Source organism: Bacillus sp. 103mf, from assembly GCF_900116295.1.
Lineage (GTDB): Bacteria > Bacillota > Bacilli > Bacillales > Bacillaceae_G > Bacillus_A > Bacillus_A bruguierae.
On sequence record NZ_FPAF01000017.1, the window covers coordinates 13,659 to 39,604 of the forward strand.

At 35.5% G+C, this 25,946-nt stretch carries 28 protein-coding genes and 2 pseudogenes; 10 read left to right on the top strand and 20 right to left on the bottom strand.

The genetic code is table 11. From position 1 onward, the window contains the following. Positions 1-62: 62 nt before the first annotated feature. From BM350_RS22560 to BM350_RS22595, 8 genes are all read right to left on the bottom strand, one after another. Complete coding sequence (locus BM350_RS22560) at positions 63-1,337, bottom strand: MDR family MFS transporter (protein WP_090917251.1); 1,275 nt, start codon at positions 1,335-1,337, stop codon at positions 63-65. A gap of 147 nt (positions 1,338-1,484) precedes the next feature. After that, positions 1,485-2,900, bottom strand: a complete 1,416-nt coding sequence (locus BM350_RS22565) for a branched-chain amino acid transporter BcaP (protein ID WP_090917249.1) — start codon at positions 2,898-2,900, stop codon at positions 1,485-1,487. A 318-nt stretch (positions 2,901-3,218) separates the two neighbouring features. Then, the gene (locus BM350_RS22570; protein ID WP_090917247.1) at positions 3,219-4,388 is read right to left on the bottom strand and encodes a homogentisate 1,2-dioxygenase; all 1,170 of its coding nucleotides are present in this window, start codon (positions 4,386-4,388) and stop codon (positions 3,219-3,221) included. After that, complete coding sequence (locus tag BM350_RS22575) at positions 4,354-5,310, bottom strand: fumarylacetoacetate hydrolase family protein (protein ID WP_090917245.1); 957 nt, start codon at positions 5,308-5,310, stop codon at positions 4,354-4,356. The genes BM350_RS22570 and BM350_RS22575 overlap by 35 nt, the downstream gene beginning before the upstream one ends. Positions 5,311-5,403: 93 nt before the next feature. After that, complete coding sequence (hppD, locus tag BM350_RS22580; RefSeq protein WP_090917243.1) at positions 5,404-6,522, bottom strand: 4-hydroxyphenylpyruvate dioxygenase; 1,119 nt, start codon at positions 6,520-6,522, stop codon at positions 5,404-5,406. Between the two features lie 630 nt (positions 6,523-7,152). Then, entirely contained in the window at positions 7,153-7,263 is a 111-nt protein-coding gene (locus tag BM350_RS22585; RefSeq protein WP_090917241.1) for a DUF3948 family protein, read from the bottom strand. Positions 7,264-7,353: 90 nt separating this feature from the next. Then, complete coding sequence (locus BM350_RS22590) at positions 7,354-7,473, bottom strand: DUF3948 family protein (protein ID WP_090917239.1); 120 nt, start codon at positions 7,471-7,473, stop codon at positions 7,354-7,356. A 43-nt stretch (positions 7,474-7,516) separates the two neighbouring features. After that, the gene (locus BM350_RS22595; protein ID WP_090917237.1) at positions 7,517-7,627 is read right to left on the bottom strand and encodes a DUF3948 family protein; all 111 of its coding nucleotides are present in this window, start codon (positions 7,625-7,627) and stop codon (positions 7,517-7,519) included. Positions 7,628-7,909: 282 nt separating this feature from the next. Here BM350_RS22595 and BM350_RS22600 point away from each other — a divergent pair, with 282 nt between their 5' ends. Then, a complete protein-coding gene (locus BM350_RS22600) occupies positions 7,910-8,779 on the top strand; it encodes a Cof-type HAD-IIB family hydrolase (RefSeq protein ID WP_139207704.1) in 870 nt (289 codons plus the stop codon). 390 nt (positions 8,780-9,169) lie between these two features. Continuing rightward, positions 9,170-9,370, top strand: coding sequence for a hypothetical protein (locus BM350_RS22605; protein ID WP_090917236.1), 201 nt, complete (start codon positions 9,170-9,172; stop codon positions 9,368-9,370). A gap of 3 nt (positions 9,371-9,373) precedes the next feature. Here BM350_RS22605 and BM350_RS22610 read toward each other — a convergent pair. The 4 genes and pseudogenes from BM350_RS22610 to BM350_RS22630 all read right to left on the bottom strand — a co-directional run. Beyond that, positions 9,374-10,063, bottom strand: a pseudogene (locus tag BM350_RS22610) (histidine kinase); the annotation flags it as partial. A gap of 370 nt (positions 10,064-10,433) precedes the next feature. Then, positions 10,434-12,299: a ribosomal protection-like ABC-F family protein gene (abc-f, locus tag BM350_RS22620; protein WP_244548058.1), complete on the bottom strand. Its 1,866-nt coding sequence runs from the start codon at positions 12,297-12,299 to the stop codon at positions 10,434-10,436. A gap of 132 nt (positions 12,300-12,431) precedes the next feature. Continuing rightward, positions 12,432-12,566, bottom strand: a complete 135-nt coding sequence (locus BM350_RS27905; RefSeq protein ID WP_090917231.1) for an RAxF-45 family protein — start codon at positions 12,564-12,566, stop codon at positions 12,432-12,434. Between the two features lie 594 nt (positions 12,567-13,160). After that, a complete protein-coding gene (locus tag BM350_RS22630) occupies positions 13,161-13,499 on the bottom strand; it encodes a hypothetical protein (protein WP_170857756.1) in 339 nt (112 codons plus the stop codon). 41 nt (positions 13,500-13,540) lie between these two features. Between BM350_RS22630 and BM350_RS22635 the strand changes: the two genes are divergently transcribed. After that, a complete protein-coding gene (locus BM350_RS22635) occupies positions 13,541-14,308 on the top strand; it encodes a DUF4931 domain-containing protein (RefSeq protein WP_090917227.1) in 768 nt (255 codons plus the stop codon). An 18-nt stretch (positions 14,309-14,326) separates the two neighbouring features. Here the strand turns inward: BM350_RS22635 and BM350_RS22640 are convergent, their stop codons facing one another. The 3 genes from BM350_RS22640 to BM350_RS22655 form a co-directional block, all read right to left on the bottom strand. Continuing rightward, positions 14,327-14,860 carry a transglycosylase SLT domain-containing protein gene (locus BM350_RS22640; protein WP_090917277.1) on the bottom strand — a complete coding sequence of 178 codons (534 nt, stop codon included), beginning with the start codon at positions 14,858-14,860 and terminating at the stop codon, positions 14,327-14,329. A 345-nt stretch (positions 14,861-15,205) separates the two neighbouring features. After that, positions 15,206-15,964 (bottom strand): TatD family hydrolase, encoded by a 759-nt coding sequence (locus BM350_RS22645; protein WP_090917225.1) that lies wholly within the window; start codon positions 15,962-15,964, stop codon positions 15,206-15,208. Positions 15,965-16,734: 770 nt separating this feature from the next. Beyond that, complete coding sequence (locus tag BM350_RS22655) at positions 16,735-17,091, bottom strand: YxeA family protein (protein ID WP_139207706.1); 357 nt, start codon at positions 17,089-17,091, stop codon at positions 16,735-16,737. Positions 17,092-17,322: 231 nt separating this feature from the next. Here BM350_RS22655 and BM350_RS22660 point away from each other — a divergent pair, with 231 nt between their 5' ends. Further along, positions 17,323-17,427 carry a DUF3948 family protein gene (locus BM350_RS22660; protein ID WP_090917220.1) on the top strand — a complete coding sequence of 35 codons (105 nt, stop codon included), beginning with the start codon at positions 17,323-17,325 and terminating at the stop codon, positions 17,425-17,427. A gap of 78 nt (positions 17,428-17,505) precedes the next feature. Here BM350_RS22660 and BM350_RS22665 read toward each other — a convergent pair whose 3' ends face one another. Beyond that, the gene (locus BM350_RS22665) at positions 17,506-18,114 is read right to left on the bottom strand and encodes a lysophospholipid acyltransferase family protein (RefSeq protein WP_090917218.1); all 609 of its coding nucleotides are present in this window, start codon (positions 18,112-18,114) and stop codon (positions 17,506-17,508) included. 321 nt (positions 18,115-18,435) lie between these two features. On the opposite strand from BM350_RS22665, the gene BM350_RS22670 reads away from it, so the two are divergent. Then, positions 18,436-18,537: a DUF3948 family protein gene (locus tag BM350_RS22670; protein WP_090917216.1), complete on the top strand. Its 102-nt coding sequence runs from the start codon at positions 18,436-18,438 to the stop codon at positions 18,535-18,537. A gap of 63 nt (positions 18,538-18,600) precedes the next feature. Here BM350_RS22670 and BM350_RS22675 read toward each other — a convergent pair whose 3' ends face one another. Beyond that, the gene (locus BM350_RS22675; protein WP_090917214.1) at positions 18,601-19,530 is read right to left on the bottom strand and encodes a substrate-binding domain-containing protein; all 930 of its coding nucleotides are present in this window, start codon (positions 19,528-19,530) and stop codon (positions 18,601-18,603) included. A gap of 165 nt (positions 19,531-19,695) precedes the next feature. Here BM350_RS22675 and modA point away from each other — a divergent pair, with 165 nt between their 5' ends. The 5 genes and pseudogenes from modA to BM350_RS27095 all read left to right on the top strand — a co-directional run. Next, entirely contained in the window at positions 19,696-20,496 is an 801-nt protein-coding gene (gene modA / locus BM350_RS22680) for a molybdate ABC transporter substrate-binding protein (RefSeq protein WP_090917212.1), read from the top strand. Between the two features lie 8 nt (positions 20,497-20,504). Beyond that, complete coding sequence (gene modB, locus BM350_RS22685; protein WP_090917208.1) at positions 20,505-21,179, top strand: molybdate ABC transporter permease subunit; 675 nt, start codon at positions 20,505-20,507, stop codon at positions 21,177-21,179. A gap of 369 nt (positions 21,180-21,548) precedes the next feature. Next, complete coding sequence (locus BM350_RS22690) at positions 21,549-22,400, top strand: GRP family sugar transporter (RefSeq protein ID WP_090917206.1); 852 nt, start codon at positions 21,549-21,551, stop codon at positions 22,398-22,400. A 134-nt stretch (positions 22,401-22,534) separates the two neighbouring features. Next, positions 22,535-23,350: a pyrroline-5-carboxylate reductase gene (gene proC, locus BM350_RS22695; protein WP_090917204.1), complete on the top strand. Its 816-nt coding sequence runs from the start codon at positions 22,535-22,537 to the stop codon at positions 23,348-23,350. A 5-nt stretch (positions 23,351-23,355) separates the two neighbouring features. Next, a pseudogene (locus tag BM350_RS27095) lies at positions 23,356-23,502 on the top strand (peptide transporter); the annotation flags it as partial. Positions 23,503-23,539: 37 nt separating this feature from the next. Here BM350_RS27095 and BM350_RS22700 read toward each other — a convergent pair. The 3 genes from BM350_RS22700 to BM350_RS22710 form a co-directional block, all read right to left on the bottom strand. Further along, the gene (locus tag BM350_RS22700) at positions 23,540-24,685 is read right to left on the bottom strand and encodes a YhgE/Pip domain-containing protein (protein ID WP_090917202.1); all 1,146 of its coding nucleotides are present in this window, start codon (positions 24,683-24,685) and stop codon (positions 23,540-23,542) included. Positions 24,686-24,738: 53 nt separating this feature from the next. Then, positions 24,739-25,320: a TetR/AcrR family transcriptional regulator gene (locus BM350_RS22705; RefSeq protein ID WP_090917201.1), complete on the bottom strand. Its 582-nt coding sequence runs from the start codon at positions 25,318-25,320 to the stop codon at positions 24,739-24,741. Between the two features lie 87 nt (positions 25,321-25,407). After that, positions 25,408-25,938: a DUF5823 family protein gene (locus BM350_RS22710; RefSeq protein ID WP_090917199.1), complete on the bottom strand. Its 531-nt coding sequence runs from the start codon at positions 25,936-25,938 to the stop codon at positions 25,408-25,410. Positions 25,939-25,946: the final 8 nt, after the last annotated feature.

Consider the following 25,946-nt stretch of genomic DNA (forward strand, 5'->3'; position numbering starts at 1 on the left):
ATAATGAAAACTTTATCCCGCTATTCGCGGGCAGTAATCCCCCCACTGATTAAAGTTTCACTTTATGACGTTTGCTTTACCACGTTGTCTTTTTGTCTTTGCTCTACAAGTCGATCTAATGATATGTAAACAAGTCCTGCTATCACACATCCAATTCCTAAAATCGTAAATAAAACGTGACCTAACAAACGATCGAGTAAAAATCCTGCAAGCAGAGGACCGAACGCATTACCTGTAATCCACTGTAAGCTAGCCGCTCCCATATACGTCCCGCGCAGGTGCTCTGGCGCTAAATTTGCTACAAACGTCATTTGGACAGGAGACATAACCATTTCTCCTAATGTATAAATCGCATATACAATTAATAGCGTAATTAGAACTACAGTAGCATTTGTTCCCATTTCACCAAACCATTTCGGAAGCCATCCAATCGCAAGAAGACCGATGCCAAATAACCAAGCACCATATAGCATCGTTTTTCCTACCGGTTTATCTGTCGCCCATTTCGAAATTTGAAATTGAAACAAAACCACCAAAAGTCCATTCATGGCCATTAAATAAGGATACGGATTATTCATTCCAAATATCTCTTTCATTTCATTATCAAAATGAAGAGGAAGCATGCCTTCTGTTTGCGAAAACCCCATCGAAATAACAATTCCTGCTAACAAATAAATAAGTAAAATTTTATCTTGAAACACAACTTTCCATACAGATTGTTTCGTTTCCCCTTCCTTATTCGTTTGTGTTATTGCACCTTTTGGCATTGTCTCTTGAATAAGTAGTAAAACGAGTAATGCATAAAATAGCATAGAAGATGACGCAATCATAAAAATAACCGTTTTAGAAAGCAATGCAACTGAAGCACCTAGAATCGGCCCAATTGCCGCTCCGATATTATGCCCCATTCGCAGCAAACCGTATGCTTCTGTTCGCTTTTCAGGTTCTGTTACATCAGCTACCATCGCAGAAGCTGCTGGATGGAACAACGAATTACTAAGTCCTAAACAAACGGATAGAATAGCATATGGTATAAATCCATCTATAAATAAGAACCCCAGCATTAAAATCGCATTGCTAGCCATTGAAAATATCATAATTGGCTTTCTTCCATAAATATCGGCAATTCGGCCACCTATAAGAGAACCAAAACTTGCCGCAATTGGAGACAACGCCATAATAATTCCCACTTGTAGCAGTGAATCTACTTTATCTTTTAAATATAATGCAAAAAATGGCATTAACATCATCATTGCAATTCCATTTAACGTTTCTCCAATAAATCGAATCCAAACATTACGATCCATCTGCTTTAATTCTTGCCATGTTTTCTTCATATTCCCCCTCCTTTTCTCTCATTACTTTTAACCAGAAAACACCTAAAATTTTACTTTAGCAACCAATTTTCATCTTATATCACTTTTAGAAAAATGTAAATTTTCAAAAATAAAAAGCCGTTCTTTTTCTACGAACGGCTTTCAACTTTATAGATTCACGGTGTCTTTATTATCTGCTTCTTTGTTTAACGCACTATTCTTTCTACTATATAAGAAATAGACCACTATTCCAATTACCATCCAAACCCCAAAGCTTTTCCATGTAATTGCCGGTAATTGAAGCATTAAATATAAACAGAAAATCACTGTTAATGCCGGTAAAACTGGCACAAGCGGCGCTTTAAATGCACGAGGTAAATCCGGATGTGTTTTGCGCATTACAATAACCGCAACTGCTACAAGTGCGAACGCAGATAGAGTTCCGATATTTACAAGGTGAGCTAACACACTTAAGTCAACAAGTCCTGAAATAAGCGCTGCTACAATCCCAGTTATCCATGTATTTAAAAACGGTGTTTTAAACTTCGGATGTACTTTCGCAAAACGGTTCGGTAATAAACCGTCACGACTCATTGCATACGACACTCGGACTTGACCATACATCATAACTAACATAACAGTTGTAATCCCTGTAATAGCACCTACTGAAATAATGCCTGCTAAACCATCTTGTCCAATAAATTGAAGTGCAAATGCTACTGGATCTGATATATTTAATTGTCCATACGGTACAATACCTGTCAAAATAAGCGAAACAGCAATGTACAAAACAGTACAAATTAATAACGATGCTATAATACCAATCGGTAAATCACGCTGCGGACGTTTTACTTCTTCCGCCGCTGTTGAAACAGCATCAAAACCAATAAAAGCAAAGAATACTGTCGCTGCACCTACCATTACGCCATCAAAACCAAACGGCATAAATGGTGTCCAGTTTTCTGGTTTTACATACTTAAACCCAGCAAAGATAAACAATAGTACAACGGTTAATTTAATAAATACCATAATATTATTTACGCGGGCACTTTCACGAACACCTCGTGATAAAAGGATCGTCATAATTAAAATAATACAAACAGCTGGTAAATCAATAATTCCACCTTTTCCTGCCCCAGGAGCAGAAGCTAAAATTGTTGGAATTTGAATTCCAAACCCCTTTAATAAAGACTGAAAGTACGCGGACCATCCATTAGCAACAGCTGATGTTGCTAATAAGTACTCAAGCATTAAATCCCATCCAATTAAAAAGGCAAACACTTCTCCCATCGTTGCGTATGTATACGTATATACACTACCAGATACCGGTACGCTAGAAGCAAATTCTGCATAGCAAAAGGCAGCAAAGGCACAAGCTAGCGCGGCTAATGCAAAAGATAAAATAATAGCAGGTCCAGAATGTTTCGCAGCAACTACCCCAGTCAAGACGAAAATACCTGTCCCAACAATTGCCCCTACCCCTAACATCGTTAAATCTAACGCTCCTAATGTTCGATCTAATTTCTTTTGACTTCCCTCTTGCAACAGTTGTGTAATCGGCTTTTTTTGAAAGATTTGCTTCATACTCAGCACCTCAACATTTATAATTTTCTGAAAATTTTAATATTTACATTCATTTTACTTATTTCACCTTTTTTCGTCAATAACTTAATGGAAACTTTGTCCTTCCACCACTATTTTGAATGATCCAAAGTAGTGTGGTGCGTTATGGTATTAATAATTAAAATGAAATAAAAATCATAAAAACAGTTTATATTTTTATATTTATATATCATTTTACAAATATTTTTGGTATTTTATATAAGTCGATTCCTTTATGACAACAGGCACACTCATCAAATGAGTGCGCTTGTTGTTCTTTATACATCATAGTCATTCACCTTATACGGTATGTGTACCTTGTTCTAGCCAGCTATACATGTATTGCTCATCTTCCGTATCATGCGCATCTTTTATAACGCGTAATGGACGGAATGTATCAATCATAACCGCTAGTTCGATTGTTTCTTTTTTACCAAGGCTAGCCTCTGTTTTCCCAGGGTGCGGTCCATGTGGAATACCGCTTGGGTGAAGCGTAATAGACCCTTCCTCTACACCTTTTCTGCTCATAAAATTACCTTCTACATAATAGAGCACCTCATCACTATTTACATTGCTATGATAATATGGTGCCGGTATTGCTTCTGGATGATAATCATATAGACGCGGAACGAATGAGCAAACAACAAAGTTATGTCCCTCAAACGTTTGGTGTACTGGCGGCGGCTGATGAATGCGTCCTGTAATTGGCTCAAAATCCTCAATATTAAATACCCATGGATATAAATGTCCATCCCATCCAACAACATCTAAAGGATGATGCTGCAAAACATGTTTATGCATATATCCTCTAGATTTTGTCATCACAATAAATTCACCTTTTTCATCGTACGTTTCCAACGTCTCTGGACCACGAATATCACGCTCACAAAACGGACTATGTTCTAACAATTGTCCGTACTCATTGCGGTAATTACGCGGCGTTGTAATTTGACTATTTGCTTCAACAACGAGAAGTTTTGATTCTCCCGCTTCAGGGATTACACGGTAAATTGTACCGATTGGAATGATAATATAATCTCCTTTTCGGTAATGAATCGTACCAAACATTGTCTCAATTTTTCCAGATCCGTAATGAACAAATAGCATTTCATCTCCATCGCCATTACGATAAAAATAATCCATCTTTTCCGCCCCGTTTACAACCCCAATTAGTAAGTCTTCATTTCCTAATAGAAAATTCCTTCCGTTCACGGCATCTCCTATTTTTCTATATTCTTTCGTCCGAAAATGACGATGCGCTAACGCCACATCTTCTTCGTACTGCACACGACAAGACCGTGCTAAAGAAGCATGCCCAACTTCTGTTGGCATGTAGTGATGATACAAAATAGATTGCGTACCAGAAAAACCTTTCGTCCCCATAACTTGCTCACGATAAAGCGTTCCGTCTTGTTTACGAAACTGTACATGTCGTTTACGAGGAAGTTCCCCCATGCGACGATAATACATGCTCATCCCCCGCTTCCTTTTCTGCTTTTACCGTATTACGCAATGTTCCCAAACTAGTAATTTTCAACTCTACCACATCGCCAGCTTTCAGCCATCTCTCTGTTCCAAGTTCTAAAATACAGCCGCTTCCAACTGTACCAGAACCAAGTACATCTCCTGGATATAACGTAACACCTTGAGATGCTCGTTCAATCATTTCAGCAAACGTATAATAAATATCTTGAAAATTACCCTTGGACCATTGTTCACCATTAATATTAGCTGTCATTTCTAAATTGTAACGATCCTCATTTCGATACGCGTCTAACTCATCTTTCGTTACAATATACGGTCCAAGCGATGTAGCAAAATCCTTTCCTTTTGCCGGTCCAAGTCCGACCTTCATTTCATGCGCTTGTAAATCTCTAGCGCTCCAATCATTCATAATACAATATCCGAAAATATATTCATGCGCTTGCTCGCTTGAAATATTTTTACCTTCTTTGCCAATGACACAAGCAATCTCTAATTCATAGTCAAGTTTCTTCGTTGCGCCTGGACAAACAACAGCTTCTTCCGGTCCGATAACAGCGCGATGATTCGTAAAATAGAAAACAGGAATATCATACCACTCTGGAACAATCTCCAAACCGCGGCGGCCCCGTGCTGTCTTTACATGCTGTTCAAACGCATAAAAATCGCGGATACTTCCCGGGTTTGGTAAAGGTGCACAAAGCTCTACATCCGTAATATGATAAATCCCTCTTTCTGGCGTACCAATCTTACTAATGATTTTCATATATTCATCAGATTTCTCTAAAAAAGAAATCATTGTGGACGGAAGTGCCCCATGGCTTGCCATATGCATATCAATAACTTTGTCACCGTCAAGCCAGCCAGCTCGCATTTCTTGTGAAGGAAGACGAAATGTAATAAACTTCATCATTTTCTCTCCTCGCTTAAAAAGTAAAGCGCGGGAGGAAGGAGCATCCCTCCTAACCATTATCCCGCTCTAACAGGCAGTAGAATTTTTACTTTACAGATTTCCGCGACGCGCCTGTTCTCTTTCAATCGATTCAAATAATGCTTTAAAATTACCTTCACCAAACCCTCTTGATCCTTTACGCTGAATAATCTCAATAAATAAAGTTGGACGATCTACAATTGGCTTCGTGAAAATTTGTAATAAGTATCCTTCATCATCACGATCCACAAGAATTTTTAGCTCTTTTAATTTTTCAATCTCTTCATCAATTTGACCAACACGTGCTGTTAACTCTTCGTAATACGTATCTGGCGTATCTAAAAATTCGACGCCATTTGCACGAAGCGCAGAAACAGTTTTCACAATATCATTCGTTAATAATGCAAGGTGTTGTACACCTGCTCCGTTATAGAATTCTAAATACTCCTGAATTTGTGATTTTCTTTTTCCTTCTGCTGGTTCATTGATTGGAAACTTAATACGGCTTCCATTTGTCATGACTTTCGACATTAACGCAGAATACTCCGTACTAATATCATCATCGTCAAAATGAATCATTTGTTTAAAGCCCATTACATTTTCGTAATAACTTACCCATTCTTCCATTTTTTCCACATTTCCAACAACATGATCAACAGCAACTAAACCTGTTTCTTCAAATGGAACGATAGATACAAATGGTTCATACCCTGGCATAAACGCACCTTTATAATTTTTTCTTTCTACAAGTGTATGAATCGTATCACCGTATGTGCCAATGACCGCTTTTTTAAGAGTTCCATGTTCATCAGATAGCTCTTCTGGAGGAGCAATTGCAACGGCCCCACGCTTCACAGCTTCTGCATATGCTTTCTCTACATCTTCTACTAGAAGTGCCACATCTTTTACACCATCACCGTGCTGTTTTACAAACTCGGCAATACGACTATTCGTATTTAAAGCACCCGACACAACAAAACGCATATTTTTCTGTACAAGTACGTAAGATACTTTATCTCGATTTCCTGTTTCTAAACCAGAATATGCAGCTATGCTGAATCCAAATGCCCTCGCAAGGTAATAACTCGTTTGTTTTGCATTACCAACATAAAATTCTAAATGATCAACATCACGTACTGGGAAAAAATCCTCCATCTGTGCCGCTAAAGTATCCATAGACTTTTGTTTCATAACTTCCTCATCCCCCTATAATATAAATTTCCAATACCTTCTCCCAAAACCGTAAACGCTTCCAATCGCAAACCAAAAAACAAATTGCGTCACAACTTATTTTATCAATTTTAAATTTTCTATCTTTTCCGTCAAATACCTTCCTTTTTTTCACATAGAAAATTCGACTTTTTTCTATCTATCCCATCCGAAATAGCGTTCCCTTTACCATATAAACCCATTTTATTTTTTCAGCATCTAAATCGCTTTTATGTAAAACAAAACATGACCCGTACTCACTGAAGGCACTGAAAAAGTGATTACTTTGAAAAAACAAAACGCATTTTATTAATATGCTGAAAATAGCGAGGGGTACATCACCTGTATATAGTAGGTGGTGGACTCCTTTTTCTTATGAAGTGGACTTTTTCAGTGGCCTCGTACTCACTTTCTTCCTTTGTTTTAAACCTTGCATGTGGTAGAAAAAGGCGCTGACCGCTTCTATGCATGGCCAGATGCTCTCGTCCACCTAAAAAGAGGGAGGGTTTTATGTCATTTTTTAATTTGCATTTATATAATATCCCAATAAAAAAAGGAACTTCGTTTTTCGAAGTCCCTCTTGTCTTTCACGTTCAAATTTATCTACTTAAATTACACTAAAGCACTTGATAGAAACATAATAAGTGCTGTTAAAGCCATTGCCACTCCTGCTGATCCTAGTAAATCCGTTTTTGTTAATTGTAATACTTCTTTATTTTCCATTATCCTTATTCTCCTTTTAATAGATTTCTATATGTAACGTGCATTTTGCTATAGTTTTCCGCTCTATTTCCTATACAAAATTGCTATGAATTAAACTAAAACACTTGATAGAAATACGATAAATGCTGTTAATACCGCTGCTGCTCCTGCTGATCCTAATAAGTCCGTTTTTGTTAGTTGTAATACTTCTTTGTTTTCCATTGTTCTCATTCTCCTTTTATAAGATGTATATATTCCGTTCTGTTTTTATAAATTAAACTAAAACACTTGATAGAAATACGATGAATGCCGTTAATGTCGCTGCTGCTCCTGCTGATCCTAGTAAATCCATTTTTGTTAGTTGTAATACTTCTTTATTTTCCATTGCTCTCATTCTCCTTTTTTATAAGTATTTATATGTAATTAGAATTTATGTCATCTTTAAGAAATAATTTATTTGAAGTTTTCATCTTAACGTTACATTGAAACATTAACTGTAACGTTTGTAACATTAATGTAACATAACTATTTTATTTAAGCAATAGCTCTATGAATTTATTACAAATTTTTTTAGGAATCTTTAATGCTATTATTTCTTTCCAATATATGTGTAACAGTTTCGATATACCGCGCAATTTAGTATGATGGAAACGAAGAGGTGATCACTTTGAAATTAATTGCACTTGATATGGATGGCACACTGTTATCATCCAATCTAGAAATCTCCAATGAAAATTTAAAAGCAATCAGAAATGCTGAAGAAGCAGGACACATCGTTATGATTTGTTCTGGTAGAGCTAAAGAAGATATTTTAAAACTACTTGAGCAATACCAATTATCCCTTCCACTTGGGGCTAGTAATGGAGCAGTAGTATACGCTGATGGAAAGGTCATTCACTCACGTACTTTAAAAAAAGATAAAGTATATGAAATTGCCAAGCAGCTCGAAGCGGAGGAGTTTCCGTATAAACTCTATACAAACAAGGGTGTGTATGCACCATATAGTTGGAAAGAACAAGTTACGAAATCCTTTCAACTAAACAAAGAGTCTCTTGACATTACAATTGAAGAAATTGAGCGAATTACTGAAAAACAGCTAAAGGCTAACTTAATTACAACATTCCAAAGTATCGAAGATGTAATATCTGATTCAACTATTGAAATTTCTAAATTCTTTATCCTTACATTTAATAAAGATAATCGTACACAATTACTACAATTATTAGAAAAAGATGCAGCAGTAATGGTGACAGCATCTGCTCCAACAAACTTAGAAATTATGGACAAACACGGGCATAAAGGCAACGGATTGCAAGAAATGGCAAAATACTTTCATATCCCTTTACAAGATACAATTGCCATTGGAGATAATTTTAATGATGTACCGATGTTAGAAGTAGCCGGTTTGTCGATTGCAATGGGAAATGCAGAAAACGATGTCAAACAGCTCTGTGATATCGTAACAGCGACAAATGATGAAAATGGTGTAGCTTATGCCATCGAGGAACATATTTTACCTAAAACAATACAAGGATAATAAAAAATAAAAAAGAAGATAACCACCTACTATGTATAGTATGGTTATCTTCTTTTTTATTTTCTGTACATCGATGGAATTTCGGGTACTTCTTTCTTACAAGTATATATATTTTGATTTTTCAACATATAAATCGCTGCTATGCAGAATACAGCATGACCTGCACTTGTTTTCTCCTTTTGTTTTCAATCTTGCATGTGGTAGGAAAAGGCCCCCACCGTTTCTATGCACGGCCAGATGTTCTCGCCCCCTCTAAAAAGAAAAGGGATTTTATTTCGTTTTTTAATTTGCATTTATATAAACAATGAAACTTAAATACTTGAAAATCTATTCTATTTTTTGTAAAACGAGCATACGATAATAGCAGATTCTTAATAAAGGGGAGAAAACATGGACAAGTTATTCCTACATGTCTTGAACTATATTTGTTTAATGCTCGTCATATTAGGAGCATTACTCTTATTCCCGTTCTTCCCGACGTTCGTCCTCTTTTCAGTGTGTATCTTCATGTTCGGGATTGCGATTATCATTTCACTTAGGCCAACGGAAGCACAAGAAAAAGAAAGCAGAATTCAGCGTGCCAAGCTGTAAATTCTGCTTTCTTTTTTTCAATTTGATTAGTCCAAAACCAGGATGTACTTCATTTATAGCTGTTCCATCATCAAAAATAGAGATTTGCACCTTTCCATCCAAACAAGAAAGTTTCATTTCACATGTAGCTGCCTTACCATGACGCTTTGCATTTGTTAACGATTCCTGCATAATACGCAATATAGTTGGGTGTAATGACAACGGAATGATGGCTGGATCACCATGCAATTTAAATGTCGTTCTCACATTTGTTGCATTCGAAAATTCGTTTAACATCTGCCTAATATTACCCACTAAATCCCCTGCATTCTCTTCTTCTTTCAAGGTTCGGACAGATGCCCTCACCTCTTGTAACGATCGCTTTGCTAACTCATGACATGTTTGCAAAACCGCTCCAGTCTGATCTGATTTCTGTTTCAATAACTCCTCAGCAAGCTGCAGTTGAACAAGTAATGCCGTCATATTATGACCAACTGTATCATGAATTTCACGCGCAATTTCATTTCGTTCTTTAACTGCCGTTAATTCTTCCACCTCTTTTGCATATAGCTGCAATTGCTCATGCGCTTCTTGAAGTGCTTCATGCGATGAAGTCAATTTTTCATACTGTTCATCTACCGTTTTGCGAGCTAGCGTTAATTTTTTAATTAACCCTCCAGTAAGAGCACTAAATACAACAAACAGAAATGCCACAATAAAATTCCAATATATAGAAATCAAAAGTGTTTTATGTTAAGGTGGCATTGTGGTTAATATGTAAAGGAGAATGATACTTATGAATCTAAAACTTAAAAGACCTTTAATGTTATTGATTCCCCTATATATTATTCTCGTTTTATTTGATTATAACAATTATAATCAATTTAAATGGATTGAGAATATTATACAGTCATTATTTTTAGTGATATTTTATGAATTTTTTATGTGGTCATTTTCTACAGAAAAAGAATCAAACTCTAAACATTAAGCACGTCACGTGTAATATAACAACAAAGCGGAAACTTAAATGGATTTATAAATAAAATACATACACACAATTTAAAAAGCTGGCATACACCAGCTTTTAATCCTTCATATCTATATTATTCTCTAAATCCTCATATAACTTTGTTCTTACCAACTCTTTTTCCTCTTTTTCATGGTGCAACTTCTCCAGCTCTGCAACATTTTTCGTTTTAGCCATTTTGCAATCTAACTCGTATATACTTTGCTCCACATTCATAAGCTGTTCTTCCAGATCGACAATCTCCTTATTTATAGGCTTTGGCACAGCTGCTACTCGTTCCTTTTTCACAACGCTTCGTTGTTCTGTTTCTCTTTTTTCTTGCCACTTCTCACGTGCCCAAGCATAATTCCCAGCAAATCCATACGCTGTTTGATTATCAATCCAATACGTTTTAGGGAACAATTTATTTAAGAAATAACGGTCATGAGAAACCGCTAAAATCGTTCCATTATACTGTTCAAGCGCTTCTTCCAAAACTTCTCTCGATTCAATATCAAGGTGATTTGTCGGTTCATCAAGTACAAGAAAATTAATATCTTGATACATGAGCTGCGCTAATCGTAAACGCATTCGTTCGCCCCCGCTTAATTGATTCACCTTTTTAAATACAGCTGGTCCGTAGAATAGAAAGCGGGCAAGTATATGACGTGCTTCACCTTCTGTTACTGCTACCTGCTCCCTAAACATTTCTAATACCGTTTGTTTACTGTTCACTTGCACATGTTGAGACAAATAACCGAGCTTTACTCCGCTACCAATGCGAATTTCACCTATATCTGGACTCATCTCTTGTAATAATAATTTCAATAACGTTGTCTTTCCTGTACCGTTCCGTCCAACGATTGCAACGCGCTCTTGAAAACGAACATGTAATTCTACATTTTGAAATAAAGCACGATCATCAAAATTCTTTCCCACTTCTTTCATGATCACAACGTCTTTCCCGCTTCGTTCTTGTCCTTCAAACTGAAGACCCATTTGCTTATGCTCTAAAATTGGTTTCTTCAATTTCTCCATTCGCTCTAGGGCACGTTCCATATTGCGGGCACGTTTATGCAGTCCCTCGTTTGGCGGATTTGCTTGATTGGCCCATTCCCTAAGCCTTTTAATAGCTTCCTTCATTTTCTTTATCTTCTTTTGCTGCTCTTGATATGCTTGAAACTCTTGTAATAATCTTTCTTCTTTCTCCTTTACAAACTGTGAATAGTTCGTATGGTATACATGTACTTCCCCATCTTCTAAATCAAAAATCTTCGTTACGACTTCATCCAAGAAATAACGATCATGTGAAATCACAACGACTGTCCCGTCATATTCCTTTAAAAATTGCTCAAGCCATTCCACTGCGAATAAATCTAAATGGTTTGTCGGTTCGTCTAGAAGCAATAAGTCCGGCTTTTTAAGGAGCATATATGCAAGACTCACTTTCGTCTGTTCACCGCCGCTTAGCTCCCTAAAATCGCGTGAAAATAATTCCGTCACTTGCAGACCATTAGCCACTTTCATCATATTCGCTTCTATTTCATAACCACCTAGAAACGAAAACTGTTCCTGTATTTCTCCGTACTCCGCCATTATTTTTTCCGTAACGTTTACAGCCATCTTCTCTTCAAGTTCCCGCATCTTTCTTTCTAATGCTTGCTCTTTCGCAAATGCAGAACGTAATACATCATATACAGTCATTCCTTCCGCAAACCTCGGAATTTGAGCAACATGACCAATCTGTGTACCTTTCTTCATATGAATTGCACCGCCATCCACATGTTCAATTCCCGTTAACAGTTGAAAAATTGTTGTTTTCCCGCTGCCATTTCGGCCAACTAAACCAATACGTTCGCCTTTCTTTATTTCAAATGATATATTTTCAAATATGATATTTCCACCAAACGTCTTCGCTATATTATTTACACTACAAATCATCATCTTTTCCGTACTCCTTTCAACGTAAAAAAGCCATGAGTAAAGAACCTTACCCACGGCTTTTATTTCAAAATAGAAAAGGGAACTACCATAGCTCCCTTTTCACACGTTTCTATAAAATGGGTGAAGAGACTTCTATCGTTCAATAGTTATTATGAAATTGCTAAAAAAGGGCATACGTATCCCGTTAGCAACTACACGATGAAAAATTGCACGACAAATGTAGATAAAATCTAAAAATTGCGTGCGCATAACTATAGAACGATTCATCTCTTTCACCTCTTTCGTACGGAATTTTATACTTACCTTTTCATTATACTCTCCTAAAACACGTTTGGATAGTCATTTTTCTGAAAATAATGTAAATAGACATATTCATACATAAAAGACATCTGTTACACAGCCAAAAGAAACCTTTCATTAAATAACAATGATCCTTACAAAACTGTTATATTGCCGTAATGGAAATCGATAGTTACAAAACAAGCTTCCCGATACAATAAGAGTATAAACAAGCGGCAGACAAAAGGAGGCAAATAAGATGATGAATATGGTAAAAGCAATCTTAGAAGTATTGGTGAATGGTAAAGCTGTGGTACAAGAATTGAACTGCATGTAAAAAGGAGGAATCGGAAATGATGGATATCGTAAAAACTGTTATTCAGATTTTAATTGATGCAAAACCAATCGTTGATGAAATGAACAATTTATAAAAAGGAGACAAATATGAAGAAAGCCATGATAATACTTGTAAGTAGCGTTGTTATCTTACATCATTTGAATAATAAAAGAGAAACAGCAACACTATTAACGAAAAAATAAAGACGAGATACCTTGAAATAGTCAGGATATCTCGTCTTTATTTTACTCTACCGCAAATTGCTGTTGTACAATTTTTGGGTAATATGCATGATTCTCCATAAGTTCCTCATGTGTACCTACACCTGTAATATTCCCATCCTCTAATACAAGAATTTGATCCGCTTGTAATACTGTCGATAAGCGGTGTGCAATTACAAACGTCGTCTTATTTAAAGATGTGTTCATCAAAGCTTCTTGTATTTTTGCTTCTGATTCCGAATCTAAACTAGCCGTCGCTTCATCATCTCTCGAAACGATACATTTCTTTCTTCTTCCATACGATAACTCCTTCTTCCGATTTTTTCCTAATTCCACTATAAAGGATTTAAAATGACTTTTCACGAATATGTACTAGTTGGAATATGACAAATAGGGGGAGAAAAATGGAGGCACAACAGCAGCTATACTTTTTAAATCAGATTGGACAACAAAAACCAAACAGTATGCAAAATAAAGAAGCAGCTTGCCCATTTTGCGATCAAACACAACTAAGCAATATTTTAGAAACAGACGAAACAATCATTTGGCTAAAAAATAAATATCCAACATTACAAAATACATTACAAACGGTCATTATCGAAACTGATAATTGTCATGATCATATTGCAACCTATACACAAAAGCATATGCGAAAACTTATCCGATTCTCAGTTGGGCACTGGTTATCGTTAGAAGAAAGCGGAAAATTCCAATCTGTTATTTTATATAAAAATCATGGACCTCTATCAGGGGGAACAATCCACCATGCACATATGCAAATTATTGGTATGGAACAAGTCGACTATCGACAAAATGTAAAAACAGAACATTTCAAAGGAATCATTGTAAGCAAAGAACACGGAATTGAACTGAATATTTCTACTCGTCCAATTATCGGCTTTACAGAGTTTAACATTATAATAGAAAATACAAATCAAATTGATTTGATGGCCGATTATATTCAAAAAACAGTACGCTACGTATTACACGATTTTCATAAACGGTGTAATAGTTATAATATGTTCTTTTATAACTTAGAGGGAAAAATGATATGTAAAATTGTTCCTCGGTTTGTCGTTTCACCACTATACGTCGGATACAACATTCCTCAAGTTTCTACGCAATTACAAGCAGTAAAAGAACAGCTAGAGACATATTTTACAGAAAAATAGAGTAGGTCATCTCCGGGCCTACTCTTTCATAACACCTTTATTTTTATGATACACATTCTCTAGTCCAATATTATATTTCATATTTTTATCAGTCCACTCTGTTCCGAGATTACCCGGCCAACCAGATGTGTTCGCTACATATTTAAGTAACTCAAGTTCTGTTAACCCTTTCTCCATACCTCTTTTATATCCTTTTGCCAAATGTGGCATAGCAATTTCAGCATTTTTGTGCGGGTCTTTTAACTCCTCATCTGTTACATGCTCAGGAGCAAGTCCACCACCGCGATGCAATTGAAACAACCCAAACGATGTCCCATGATCTCCAACTGCTTTTGGATTAAATCGGCTCTCATGCTCAGCAATTGTAAGAGGTATCCATTCTGGAAGATCATATTTCTTAGCCTCTTCGCTAATAATTTGTTTCGCCTGTTTTGCTTCTTCTGAATTAACGTAACTCGTTTGTTTTACAGGTTTTTCCACACCTTCTGATTCGCCTCGAAAAAACATATATACTCCTAAAACTACTAAGAATCCTACAAAGAATTTCTTCATGTATATTCCCTCTTCTTCCGCTGAAATTTGTCCCCTTTCAGCATTACGTATATACAACTGCTTCATTATCTATCATACCAAGAATATCCAGAAGCGACATCCTTCTTAAATCTAATTTTGTGATGCATAAGGTGCGAAACAAATATAAAAATGTAATATTTTTATATCAATCATTGAAACTAGTTTAATGTTTCAACATATAATTCGCTGCTATGCAGAATACATCATGACCTGCACTTGCTTCCTTCACACGTGGCAGTGAAAGGCCTGACTGCTCTTATGCACGACCAGATGCTCTCGTCCACCTAAAAGAAAAGGGTTTTTATGTCCTTTTTTAACTTGGATTTATAAATTATAAAATTGAACCGTATTTTTATAGATCGTTTCCGCAGCATCTTCAAGCGATATTCCTTTTATTTCACTCACACCTTTTAACACTTGCAAAATCATACTTGGATGCGTCATTTCATCAGTAAATTTCCACGGTCCATCCGTTTCGACCATAAGATGTGATAACGGATAAAAAGCAACAATATCTTTAATTTTTTCTTTATATACAATGTCAGGAGTAACCGAAATATAATACTCATTCTCGATCATTCTCTCCATCGTTCGTTGACTTCCCTTAAACCAATGAAAGTGAGCTCGGCGTATTCGATAAGATTCAAGTAAATCACAAACAACCTCCGCGTCATCATAAACAGCGTGTAATATAATTGGCAAATTATATTTTCGAGCCATATATACAAATCTTTCTAGCATTTCAATATATGGCTCTAGCAACAACTTTGGATTTTCTTGACGTAAATAGTAAGGTAAACCAACTTCCCCAATCGCCGCAATACGATGTGCTTCTTTTTCAATTAATTCACAAATTTTTTCGCATTGTATGAAATCAACTTCTTGCTCAGGATGATATCCGAGAGCTGGATATATAAATGGATAGTTCTTTGCTAGCTCCAATGTTTGCTGACAAGAATGATCATTCATCGACACAGCAATTATTGCCGCTATTTCCTTCGTCTTTTGTATATCTTCAATTAACTGTAATTGCTCTTCTTTTTTATATTGATCCAAATGTATATGACTATCAATCCATTTCATTTCTATCACCTCTTCCTGGCATTGTATATAAAGTGAAACTTCCATCAGTGGGGGTTTTCTTCATCCCCACTGACGGAAAGCCCTCACCTATCTTCTTTGCTTCTCTCTGAATCTTGAAGTGGGGGTCTTACTGCCCACAAATAGCGGGATAAACCTATTTTAATTTTTCAACATAGAAATCGCTTCTATGCATAGCCAGATGCTCTCGCCCGCCTCAAAAGAAAAAAGGGGGGTATGTCGCTTTTTTAACTTGTATTTATATAGTACAACTTTTTAAAATGTATATGAAAAAAACAAGAAGATTCGCCTTCTTGTTCATTTATTTATTAAACAATAAAGTTTGTAATTATATCAAAAATCCCAATACATACAATTGCAACGCCAAAGTAGCTAAAACACTCTACTAATGGAAACTTAACTACTTCTTCTTTTTGCATCTCACTTATCTCCCTTCTATAATATCCCTAACTTTTATATCTATTTCTATTATGAGAGAAATATGACAAAAGAGCCATTGAATTTGCTTACGTAAACCTTACATTTTTGTAAGATAGAAAAATAGTCCCATCTCTTTTGAGATGAGACTCACATTTAGTTGGTTGTTAATCCTTTTCATCACATTATAAATTCAAACAGAAAGATATATTTCATTCTTTCTATTTTTATTATAGATAATACTCGCTATCACAACTATCGAATTACATTACAGGTACCTTACAATATTGTAATAAGGTAAAACTTCCATTAAACAATGATAGAAGTCCTTCTTTTTATCGTATTGTTAAAAGTTTTCCTCTTGCATTTAACGGAATATCTTCTTTATCTATTTCAACTAATTTCTCAGCATAACGTCCTTTTGCAATGATTTCTAACGGTTCATTTTGTTTTAACATTTTCTGAATCGTTTTTGTAATCTTCTGTTCCCGTCCATCTTCATCGTATCCAACGAACTCATATTCATACCAGCCATCTCCAATATGTTGACCAATACCTTTTACGACTGTGTAATACGCTTTCGTTTGATAAAACGGATTATATTTATCAATTACTGGACCAAGTCTTGTTGGTAATAGTAAGACAACGATAGCAATACTAGCAAGTACCCCAAAAAATACACGTCTCCGTATTTTTTCCACTTTGGTTTCCTCCCTTGCACTTTATACGTAACCTTTCTCTCAGTTTAGAAAAAAAAAGGAACATCTACCATTGAACTGCCTTACACTTCTATTACAAAAATGTAAGCTTTCTGTAAGCTAACTCGATGGTTAAAACGCCCCTGATTTCGTACAATGAAATCAGAAACAGGGTAGATCAAAAAACCTGTTTCTACTAAATCAAACAAGTAAGGAGAGATCATAATGGAAAACCAAATAACTTTTAACAAATTTGATTACGCTGGACTTGCTAGCGGTGCGGCTCTTCTTACAGCATTCATTTACGTTGCCGCAGTGATTCTTATATAATTTTGTGTCCCCTTTCCCCTTATATAGATAAATTTGAAAAGACGACCTTCTATGCCAGGTCGTCTTTTTCTATTACCATTATGCTGTTTTATCTTCTTGCAACGTTTCTTTTAACTGTGTAAACGTCTCATTTAATTTTTCTGTCATCAATTGCATCACTTCTTTACGATCCATCTGTGCTGACTGCTCCACTTGAATCGGGTCACCAAAAATTAATTGCGCTCTTTTTCCGCGAAACAATTCTTTTAAACTGTTAGGCCCAACGTATGCAGCCGGAACTAACGGAACATTAGAACGAAAGGCAATTGTAACAGCACCAGCTTTCAATGAAGTCGCTTCGGCAGATCTCGTTCCGCTCGGAAAAATCCCAACAACCTTTCCTTCTTTTAATAACCTAGATGGAATTTTCAGCGTACTCGGCCCTGGATTTTCACGATCAACCGGAAACGCATTTACCCCCTTAAAAAACCAATTTCCAAATTTACTTTGAAACAATTCCTTTTTCGCCATGTAGTAAATTTTCGTTGGTAACATTCCCGTTGCTAACATGACAACATCCATCCAGCTTGTATGGGTACAAGCTACAACATATGCTCCGCTTTGCGGTAATTTTTCTTTTCCATATACCTCCACTTTCCCAAATGTTTTAAATATATATTTCAACACCCTTACAATGAATGTATACATTCGATCTGTTCCCTTCTACAATTTAATTTTTTATAACTGTATTTATTTTTAATTATAACACTAAGTATTAATAGTTGGTAATAAAAATAAGTGACAATTTTTAAAATATTTCCCTTACAAAACTGTAATCCTACTGTAAGCTAATTCGATAGTTACTTCCTTACATCTGTCATATACTTAAAACAGAAACAGGGCAACAAAAACACATCGAAAAGGAACTCACATAATAAACACAATTGCAACTATAATGCGGCTCGTGTTATCCCCCCTTATCGATGCAAAAATTGTTGCTACTGATTACATAAGTAAGGAGAGATAACTATGAACAACATTACTTTTAACAAATTTGATTATATGGGACTTATAGGCGGTGCGGCTCTTCTTACAGCAGTTGTTTACGCACTCGCACATGTCCTTGCATGAAAATGCACTCCCCCCCTTTATATAAATAAAAAGTGCTGCTTGTAATCTTACAAGCAGCACTTTTTAATTTGTTTCATATATAATTTGACCTGTTTTACTTATATCATAACCACCAATAGCACGCAGTTCGTTTTGAAATTCAGAAGACTGTAATACCGACTTTATTGTTTCAATTAACTCCATATTCTCTTCTGTTTTTAAAATTACCAAATCATAGCGTTCTTGTATAAGTGGAACAAAATCTACATTTACAATTTGCGCTACTTTTTCTGTCCCTACTCCTACATCAGCTTTTCCATTTGCAACTTGAGAAGCAACGCCAATATGATTTGATTCTTCCCAATCATAGCCACAAATGTCCGTTTTCGATATTCCATTTATACGCAATTGTTCATCGACAAGAACACGAATACCAGATCCTCTTTCCCTATTTACAAATTGAATGGATGGATTACATAAATCATTCCATGTCTTTATCTGTTTCGGATTTCCTTTTTGCACATAAAAACCTGATGTTCTTGATAATAAATTCATAACAATACAAGGCTGTCCAACTAAAATTCGTTTTACATACGGAATGTTGTATTCTCCCGTATCCCCATCGAACAAATGAAGACTAACAATGTCTCCTTTTCCTTGATACATCTGAACCAAACTTGTTAAACTCCCTTGATATGCCCGTAGCATATTAGAAGCTTTCAAACGGCTCTCTAAATGTTTCGTTAACATATCTAAAGATAAATCTTGTCCACTGATAATACAAGAATCAGATTTACTTAGCGGGTTCATTACTTGCATAGATGAAGAAACTACCTGTACTTTTCCTGTTTTCATCTCTGTAATATAGCGCTCTAAATCACTTGCATCAATACGCATTTGCCTACCAACTCGATAAGAGGGCAATTCACCTTTTTTAATCAAATCATACACTGTTAATTTCGATACTTTTAACCGCTTCGCTACTTCTTCTGTTGTGTAGGAATGATGATCCATAAACCGATTCCTCGCTTTCTGCCTTCATTGTAACAAAAATAACAGTTTTGCTTCTATTTATTTTCACTATCGTGAGAAAAATCACAACATAACTAATTATAACTATTTATAATTAAATATATTTAGTTATAATTAAACTGGGGATAAAAGAAGGGAGAAATGAAAATGAACAAGTACATATTTCGCGTTACTTGCAGTATTTTACTCACACTACTTCTCGTAATCAGTACGGGGTGTACAAGCACAAATAAACAAGAAAAAACAACAGCTAAAGAAGAAAAGGTTGAACTTACCATTTCTGCAGCAGCTAGTTTACAAGATGCACTAAAAGGAATTCAAACACAATATGAGAAAAAAGAACAAAATATAAAGCTCTCATTTAACTTCGACGGTTCTGGCAAGCTTCAACAGCAAATTGAACAAGGAGCTCCTGTTGATTTATTCTTCTCTGCCGCAGAAGATAAATTTCAAACACTCGTAACGAAAGGACTTATTGATCAGAAAGAAGGGAAAAATCTACTCGGCAATGAGCTAGTATTAGTTGTTCCTAAAGATAGTAATCTAAAAGATTTTCAATCGTTAAAAGATGAGAAAGTAACAAAAATTGCACTAGGTACACCTGAATCTGTTCCAGCTGGAAAATACGCAAAAGAGGCGCTTACTCATTTAAATCTTTGGAACGACCTTCAAAATAAAGTTGTATACACAAAAGATGTACGCCAAGTATTAACATACGTAGAAACAGGAAACGTTAATGCAGGGATTGTTTATAAAACAGACGCCCTTATTTCAAAGAAAGTAAAAATTGCTACTACAGCACAGGCGAATTCACACGAACCAATCCGCTATCCATTAGGTATCGTAAAAGCAACGAAACATAAAAAAGAGGCAACTGCTTTTTATGAATATTTACAGTCTAAAGACGCTATAGCCATCTTTAAAAAATATGGTTTTACAGTGCTGTAATTGTAACTATGATATTTGATACATTTTGGTCACCTATCATTCTTTCACTAAAAGTTGCTGCACTTTCTACGATCATTGTGATGGTGTTCGGAACGATAATTGGCCGTGTTTTAGCTCGGTCCTCGAAGCGCTATAAAATTTTATTAGAAACCATTTTTCTATTACCGATGGTACTGCCGCCCACTGTAATTGGATTTTTTCTCATTATCATCTTTGGAAAAAACAGTCCCATCGGTCAGTGGATCGAAACTTTGTTTCAACAATCGATTATGTTTACACCTTGGGCTGCTGTAATTGCTGCAACTGTAGTTGCATTTCCGCTTATGTACCAATCAGCAAAAACAGGATTTATCATTGCTAATGAACAAATTGAAGACGGGGCTAGAGACCTTGGAGCAAATGAATTACAAGTGTTCTTATATGTAACATTACCGCTTGCGTTCCCTTCGCTACTTGGTGGAATGATTTTAAGTTTCGTCCGCGCCCTAGGGGAATTTGGTGCGACGCTTATGTTCGCTGGTAATATTCCCGGTAAAACACAAACAATCCCAACCTCAATTTATATGGCAATTGATGCAAGTAACATGCCGCTTGCCTGGGCACTCGTTCTTACAACTGTCGGTATGTCAATCGTCTTTTTATTGCTCATTCAATTTATCAATAAAAAAGTAACCTCTTTTTAACAGTAGCTTTCGACAAAGCTACTGTTTTTTATATTATTTCCCGCGAAATGAAATGAAAATTAGATGTTTATGTAGAATTATGGATAAAAAATCCAGTTTATTGTATCTTCTTATTTCCACATAAACTATTACAATTTTCATATTCATAGAAATATACATTCTATTTGAATTTACTTTCTAAAAGAGACTCTTTCCTGTTATTATATGAAGGTGCCAAAAAAGGAGATATGAAAACGCATTTATATAATGACAGCGTTCTCCTTATAAACATCACTACTTCATCGTTTTAACGATCACTTCTTAAGTGAAAAATTACCAATCATTAGAACTACATATATTTTATTGCTATAACAAGAAGGGAGTCTTGTAATGGACATTTTATTAGCACTTCTTCCTGCATTAGCATGGGGAAATATTTTATTAATAAGTGTAAAAATGGGTGGCGGTGCATATAGCCAAACGGTAGGTATAACAATTGGCGCTCTATTCTTCGCAACAATTATGTATGCATTTACAACACCGGCACTATCTTTAACCATATTAATTGTTGGCTTTATTTCAGGTTTATTTTGGGCTTTAGGGCAAGTCAATCAATTAAAAACAGTTCAAACATTAGGCGTTTCAACAACAGTTACCATTTCAACAGGTATGCAGCTTGTAGCTACTTCTATTTTTGGGGTTATTGCCTTTCATGAGTGGACAACAACTACTACAATTATCATGGGAACGATCGCAATTCTCTTAATCGTAATCGGTGTTGTTTTAACTTCTTTAGATGATAAAGAAAATGCACAACCGCCGGGACAATTGAAAAAAGGGATACTTACTCTAATTGTTTCTACTTTTGGTTATTTTGTGTATGTAATCATTATTCGTTGGTACAACATTGACGGCTGGTCTGCTATTTTACCTCAAGCAGTTGGCATGTTTGTTGGAGCAGTTGTACTGACATTTAAGCATAAACCATTTAACAAATATGCAATTCGCAATATCTTATCTGGTCTACTTTGGGGAACAGGAAACTTATTCTTACTTCTTTCCTTACCACGAGTTGGCGTTGCAACAAGCTTCCCATTATCTCAAACAGGTATTGTGATTTCAACGTTTGGGGCAATTGTCTTCTTAGGTGAAAAGAAAACAAAACGTCAAATGGTATTTATCGCGCTTGGCAGTGCCTTAATTATCGGCGGCGCTATTCTTCTTGGTATGACAAAATCTTAATGACACATCCTAGTTTCGGAAATGCTACTTTCTGAGACTAGTTTTTTTTGTATGCAAGTCTTTTCTTTTTACAATTCTCTTTCATCAATGTTATCGTTTTAGCAGTACATTTCCTACAGGAAGGATCAAAGAATATGCAAAAGAAACAAAGAGTGTTATTTATTGGTGCAGGTCGTATGGCTGAAGCCCTTTTTGCTGGACTTCTTCATACAAGTAAAGAGCATATTGCTGAGATTGTCGTATCCAATCAACAAAATAAAGAAAGGCTTACAGAGCTGCATGAAAAGTATGCTGTTTCTACAACAACTGATTGGAAACAATATGTGGAAGATGCTGATGTGATCGTCTTAGCAATGCCTCCTGAAGCGCATGAACAATTGTTAACTGAACTCTCTCCACTTGTCAGCAAGCAGTTCATAGTAACAGTCGCAGCTGGTATTGGACCTTCTTATTTAGAATCAAAGCTTCCTAAAGGTACTGCCGTTGCTTGGATTATGCCAAATACAGCTGCCACAATTGGAAAATCAATTTCTTTATACACCGCAGGCTCTTTTGTAAGTAAAGAACAGATTGAAATCTTACAAATGTTAGTAAAAGGTATTGGAGACGCACAATTATGTACAGAAGAAGAAATTCATCAACTAACAGCTGTCACAGGAAGCGCCCCTGCCTTCCTCTACTATTTTGCCGAGAGCTTAATTGAAGCAACAAAACAGTATGGTATCGATGAAATGACTGCAAAACATCTCGTAATTAAAATGATTATGGGGTCTGCTTCTATGCTAGAAAGTGAAAACAATCCTGCTATGCTTCGTGAACAAGTGACAACACCCGGCGGCGCAACTGCAGCAGGTTTGAAAGTATTATATGAAAATAATTTTATGAACATGATACAAGAGGCAATTGAAGCAACAAATAAAAAAGCTAGTGGAAAAACAATTCAATTTTAAAACAAGCAGAAAAGACCTTATTTAAAGATGCGGTAATTTCACCTCTATATCAAAACGGAAAGTCTTATTTACAGCGCTCTTATGTAAAAGGTGTCGTTGAGGTTGATTTTGCAGGTCCATTAAACTTTAAATGGGCAAGAATTGAAAAGTAATGTATAAAAGGTATCCCCAAAAAGGATACCTTTTTCTTTATGCTTCATTCCCTTTTATTACAGTTTGATTTTTCTTCAATGAGATAGATATTTTATATCCGATTACAGCGATTATTTGAGTCACCGCAATAATCATGCATAAAAACATGATATTTTTTGTTAGATTCTCTCCTCCAAATATAATTGTATAATATCCATCTGCTGCATATGTGGCAGGAAGTAAATTTCCAATTGTTTGATACGTATGTGATAGCATCACATGCGGTACCATCACACCAGCGCTCACAAGCTGTAAAGATAACGTAAGAATATTAAATAGCATCCCCGCATTTCCAAATAAATTAAGAAACATTTGCGTTAAAGAAAGAAAAGCAAAAAAGACAATGGTTTGAAACAACCAAACCGTAAATATCGGTTCCTGTATTGGAATCTGAAAGAACTCCATCAAAATAACTGTAATAACTGCCAATACTACAGCAACAGCCATATTAATAAGTTGCCTTGAAAAGAAATTCCCCAAACCTCTTTCAACAAGTTGCGATGCTTTATATAACTCCATACTCATAATCATCGCTCCTACAAATGAAGCTAACACGATCATAAGCGGTACCATGTTGACAGAAAATCCTTTCGCATCATTTACTTTATGAATCGTAAATCCAACTGAGTCTTCAGTTAAGCCTTTTATTGCTTCTACACTTCCTGGTCCCATGGCTTGTAATTTTCCAGCAACTGCTTGCTGCTTATAATTTGATATTTCTTTATTTACATTGTCACGAACTTGTTTCGCGACTCCTTCCATCATCTGCTTTGCCATCATAGCGTTTGCTTGGTTAATATGAAAGATTAAATCTGTTTTTCCTTTTTCACTTACATCCTTTGAAAAAGAAGTCGGAATTTCAATAATCATATCGTATGCATGTGCATTCATTTCTTCTTTTGCTTTTTCCATAGATTTTTCTTTTGTTACTTGAAAAGGTAAGTTCTTCTGTAAACCTTCTGTTACTTTACTTCCCATGTTCGTATCCTGATTCACAATAGCAATGTGCATTTGATCCGCTCTTTCATTTACTCCATCATACGCTGTCAGCCAAACGCAAAAGAAAATAAGTTGAAACGCTAACGCCACTACAACCCCTACATACGTACCCGGTATTTTAAAAAATTGTTTTAATGTATTCATCTTCTCACCCTTTCGTAAGCAAGTACATGCTTGCATTTAATTTTAAATAAATACTAGGGTCTTAATGCCCTAGCATATAAGGTTATATTATTTTCAATAAAATTTTCATCATTTATCTCTATAAGTCGATTTTCAAAACGTAATTTAGATAGAAAATAACCAAAATTAATCCATATAAAGTTCATGACTTGTGCTTCAATATTTGTATGAATAATTTTCCCGTCTTGCTGCATCTTTTCAAAATAAATCATCAATTCTTCTTTTAAGCCTTTTGGTATCTTAGCAATTTCATCATCTAATTCAGGAAATTCACCTGTTTCACGTATACCAATAGAAATCATGTCTTTCACTTCATTCAAAAATTTATGATAATGCCTTGCTAAATTCTTCAAATCCGTTTCTAATTCCCACACAATTTCTGTTTGTAAAAACTGTTTTAAATGCGGTACGTATGAAAATTCATAAACGGCTGCTTCAATGATACCCTTTTTGTTTTTGAAATTACGAAATATTGTTACTTCATTGACGCCAGCACGCATTGCGATTTCTTTCGTTGTTGCTGCTTTATATCCTCTTTCTTTCACTAACTCAATTGTTGCTTGAATAATTTTCTCTGCTGTCTTTGAGCGTGCCATATAATCCTCTCTTTCTAATGCAAGTGATCACTTACATTTAGATTATATAACTTTTCTAATTATTGTCAATCCATTGTTTATAAATTCTTAAGAACGATACTCGTATAAACAACCAAGAAACTGGAATACAGTTAATATAGAACTAAATAAAAGTATGACTAGCAGACTCATATGTAAAGATGGCTGAAAAATAGTAATTGCTCCCCAAACACTTATACTAAACAAGAAAAATTGAGCAATGACCCCCGTTGGTTTCAACCATATCCTTGTTTTTTGTTTTGTAATCTTCACTAAAAATCCGATAACTGAAAATAAGGTTAATGCAATAAATGCTAGCCACCTTCCATAAGCAACATCATAAGGTTCAATTTGCCCCGGGAATATGAAATGAATAATACGAAATAATAGAATACCAATACCGATACAAATAATTAATCCAAGTAAACATTCTATACTAGCCTTAAATAGAGATTTTAAAATTGGCTTGTTTTTCCCTATTACTTCTATTATTTCACTCAACACGCCAAGTATAAATAGTACAAAAAACCATATAAAGAAGTAAAAAGGGGTTTCTAATTTCAATAATTCTGATATTGAATAGAATAACATTTTCCACATGTGTTCTT

What these genes read in the sequence shown, in the direction of transcription:
- BM350_RS22560 (WP_090917251.1), bottom strand. Translation starts at nt 1,337, where the DNA reads ATGAAGAAAACATGGCAAGAATTAAAGCAGATGGATCGTAATGTTTGG.
- BM350_RS22565 (WP_090917249.1), bottom strand. Translation starts at nt 2,900, where the DNA reads ATGAAGCAAATCTTTCAAAAAAAGCCGATTACACAACTGTTGCAAGAG.
- BM350_RS22570 (WP_090917247.1), bottom strand. Translation starts at nt 4,388, where the DNA reads ATGTATTATCGTCGCATGGGGGAACTTCCTCGTAAACGACATGTACAG.
- BM350_RS22575 (WP_090917245.1), bottom strand. Translation starts at nt 5,310, where the DNA reads ATGAAGTTTATTACATTTCGTCTTCCTTCACAAGAAATGCGAGCTGGC.
- hppD (WP_090917243.1), bottom strand. Translation starts at nt 6,522, where the DNA reads ATGAAACAAAAGTCTATGGATACTTTAGCGGCACAGATGGAGGATTTT.
- BM350_RS22585 (WP_090917241.1), bottom strand. Translation starts at nt 7,263, where the DNA reads ATGGAAAATAAAGAAGTATTACAATTAACAAAAACGGATTTACTAGGA.
- BM350_RS22590 (WP_090917239.1), bottom strand. Translation starts at nt 7,473, where the DNA reads ATGAGAACAATGGAAAACAAAGAAGTATTACAACTAACAAAAACGGAC.
- BM350_RS22595 (WP_090917237.1), bottom strand. Translation starts at nt 7,627, where the DNA reads ATGGAAAATAAAGAAGTATTACAACTAACAAAAATGGATTTACTAGGA.
- BM350_RS22605 (WP_090917236.1), top strand. Translation starts at nt 9,170, where the DNA reads ATGGACAAGTTATTCCTACATGTCTTGAACTATATTTGTTTAATGCTC.
- abc-f (WP_244548058.1), bottom strand. Translation starts at nt 12,299, where the DNA reads ATGATGATTTGTAGTGTAAATAATATAGCGAAGACGTTTGGTGGAAAT.
- BM350_RS27905 (WP_090917231.1), bottom strand. Translation starts at nt 12,566, where the DNA reads ATGAATCGTTCTATAGTTATGCGCACGCAATTTTTAGATTTTATCTAC.
- BM350_RS22635 (WP_090917227.1), top strand. Translation starts at nt 13,541, where the DNA reads ATGGAGGCACAACAGCAGCTATACTTTTTAAATCAGATTGGACAACAA.
- BM350_RS22640 (WP_090917277.1), bottom strand. Translation starts at nt 14,860, where the DNA reads ATGAAGAAATTCTTTGTAGGATTCTTAGTAGTTTTAGGAGTATATATG.
- BM350_RS22645 (WP_090917225.1), bottom strand. Translation starts at nt 15,964, where the DNA reads ATGAAATGGATTGATAGTCATATACATTTGGATCAATATAAAAAAGAA.
- BM350_RS22660 (WP_090917220.1), top strand. Translation starts at nt 17,323, where the DNA reads ATGGAAAACCAAATAACTTTTAACAAATTTGATTACGCTGGACTTGCT.
- BM350_RS22665 (WP_090917218.1), bottom strand. Translation starts at nt 18,114, where the DNA reads ATGTATACATTCATTGTAAGGGTGTTGAAATATATATTTAAAACATTT.
- BM350_RS22670 (WP_090917216.1), top strand. Translation starts at nt 18,436, where the DNA reads ATGAACAACATTACTTTTAACAAATTTGATTATATGGGACTTATAGGC.
- BM350_RS22675 (WP_090917214.1), bottom strand. Translation starts at nt 19,530, where the DNA reads ATGGATCATCATTCCTACACAACAGAAGAAGTAGCGAAGCGGTTAAAA.
- modA (WP_090917212.1), top strand. Translation starts at nt 19,696, where the DNA reads ATGAACAAGTACATATTTCGCGTTACTTGCAGTATTTTACTCACACTA.
- modB (WP_090917208.1), top strand. Translation starts at nt 20,505, where the DNA reads ATGATATTTGATACATTTTGGTCACCTATCATTCTTTCACTAAAAGTT.
- BM350_RS22690 (WP_090917206.1), top strand. Translation starts at nt 21,549, where the DNA reads ATGGACATTTTATTAGCACTTCTTCCTGCATTAGCATGGGGAAATATT.
- proC (WP_090917204.1), top strand. Translation starts at nt 22,535, where the DNA reads ATGCAAAAGAAACAAAGAGTGTTATTTATTGGTGCAGGTCGTATGGCT.
- BM350_RS22700 (WP_090917202.1), bottom strand. Translation starts at nt 24,685, where the DNA reads ATGAATACATTAAAACAATTTTTTAAAATACCGGGTACGTATGTAGGG.
- BM350_RS22705 (WP_090917201.1), bottom strand. Translation starts at nt 25,320, where the DNA reads ATGGCACGCTCAAAGACAGCAGAGAAAATTATTCAAGCAACAATTGAG.
- BM350_RS22710 (WP_090917199.1), bottom strand. Translation starts at nt 25,938, where the DNA reads ATGTGGAAAATGTTATTCTATTCAATATCAGAATTATTGAAATTAGAA.